Source organism: Aliivibrio sp. 1S175 (assembly GCF_001690985.1).
Lineage (GTDB): Bacteria > Pseudomonadota > Gammaproteobacteria > Enterobacterales > Vibrionaceae > Aliivibrio.
The window spans coordinates 1-1,847 of the sequence record NZ_MAJS01000016.1; the positions used below are offsets into that span (position 1 = coordinate 1).

Consider the following 1,847-nt stretch of genomic DNA (forward strand, 5'->3'; position numbering starts at 1 on the left):
GACTCAGTACGCACAACGCCTGCATAACACGTTTACTACTATGCAATTATACTTAATATTGACGCCTTAAAACGAGAAACACCCGACAACCTGAGATGCCGAGTGTAGTAAATCGTGTTGATGCATTTGTTATGTTAATGATTACCTTTTAACTCAAACCACATTTTAAGAAGCAATGCCCTATTCTTAATTATCGGACTTATAATTGTGTTTACTTCATCAGCCCTCATAGCTAAGTACATCGTACCTTGCTTATTATATTTATCATCAAGAAGGTGACTGTTAAATTGAATAGTGTCATCTCTAGATTTTAGCCAAGAACGTTGACTCATGATTAATAACTTCTTAGTACTTTCGTCTGAACTTTTGTAAAGCAGCTGATAATAATGATTCAGTTCTCTATCCCAAAGCTCATAACTAACAAAACACCTTCTGACTAAAGAGCCGCCACCGCTATTATATAAGCATTCTTGTACGTACTCATTGATGTTGTTTTCAAACTCACTAACAGATGAAAAATCAGCTAACGTTGGAAACTTATTGATTGGCTTTTCGACAAACTCTTGAGCATGACTAGAGAATGGAAGCAGTAATACCAACAATAAAGCGACTCTTATTTTCATCATATTCTCCAGAATTAACATAACGCCTGCATAACACGTTTACTACTATGCAATAATACTTGAAATTGACGCCTTAAAACGAGAAACACCCGACAACCTGAGGATGCCGAGTGTAGTAAATCGTGTTGATGCATTTGTTATGTGTAATCGCTTGACTATTAGAGAAAAAATGGTAAGTTACACAAATCAGTGGCGCGATGTTGGTCAGCCGCGAAGTATGAATACTTTGCAGCCATGGGGTTCAATTCCCCTCTTGCCTCCAATTCAAAAACCTTTAATTCCATCTTTTAAACTTTTCAGTTCAGCCTTAGCTGCCTCATCCAGAACAATAAAATCTAAGCATTTTGCCTTCAGTAAGCTAGACACTTCAAGATTCTTAACTCCTTTCAAATTAGAGTTCCTTAAATTTGCTCCCTCGAAGTTAACCGCCCTCAAATCACAATTTTTCAAAATGGCACTTTTAAGATCAGAATTAATAAACTTTGCTCTTTCTAAATTTGAACCCGAAAAATCAGCACCTATTGCCTTTGAATTGATGAAAAGTGCTTTTTTCATTTTACAATTAATAAACTTACTTCCTTTGATCTCGGCCTGCGAAATATCAGCGTGATTTAAACTCGTATTATCAAATATTGAACCAGTAATAATTGATTTTTTTGCCTTTAAACCATTCAAAGTAGATGATTCAATGATCAATCCTTTAATTCTAACATCCGTAATTATAAGCTCATCAAGGTCAAATTTTTTAACACCGATTTGATTCAAACGAGCAATCAAGCCAACTTTCTTATGATTGATTTCTGGTAAATCCAAATACGATAAATCACTAAGTTCATTTGTCATATTTGTTTGTTCATTAAACTTTGTTCTTCTTGTATCTAACCACACAACAATTACACCGATGATAAGTATATCGAACACCATCCCGTGAGCTTCAACTAATACATTCTCCCAAAAACTTTTATTGTATAAACCGATACTTGTATTTGGAAAGACATTACTACTAACCACCTCCCAAAATGAAGTAATCGAAACTACAACTAAGAAAGTCATAACAAAGAGAAAAGTAACAGCTCTTAATGGGGTTTTATTTATAAATTTAATCATTTATATCTCATATACTTATGGAACACATAACGCCTGCATAACACGTTTACTACTAAGCAATTATACTTAATATTGACACCTTAAAACGATAAACACTCGGCAAACTGAGATTGCCGA

2 protein-coding genes are annotated in these 1,847 nt (G+C 34.4%); both read right to left on the reverse strand.

Annotated features, from left to right (window positions below; translation table 11 throughout):
• Window positions 1-134: 134 nt before the first annotated feature.
• Window positions 135-626, reverse strand: coding sequence for a lysozyme inhibitor LprI family protein (locus A6E06_RS08275; RefSeq protein WP_255312068.1), 492 nt, complete (start codon window positions 624-626; stop codon window positions 135-137).
• A 261-nt stretch (window positions 627-887) separates the two neighbouring features.
• Window positions 888-1,730, reverse strand: coding sequence for a pentapeptide repeat-containing protein (locus A6E06_RS08280; protein WP_065593245.1), 843 nt, complete (start codon window positions 1,728-1,730; stop codon window positions 888-890).
• Window positions 1,731-1,847: the final 117 nt, after the last annotated feature.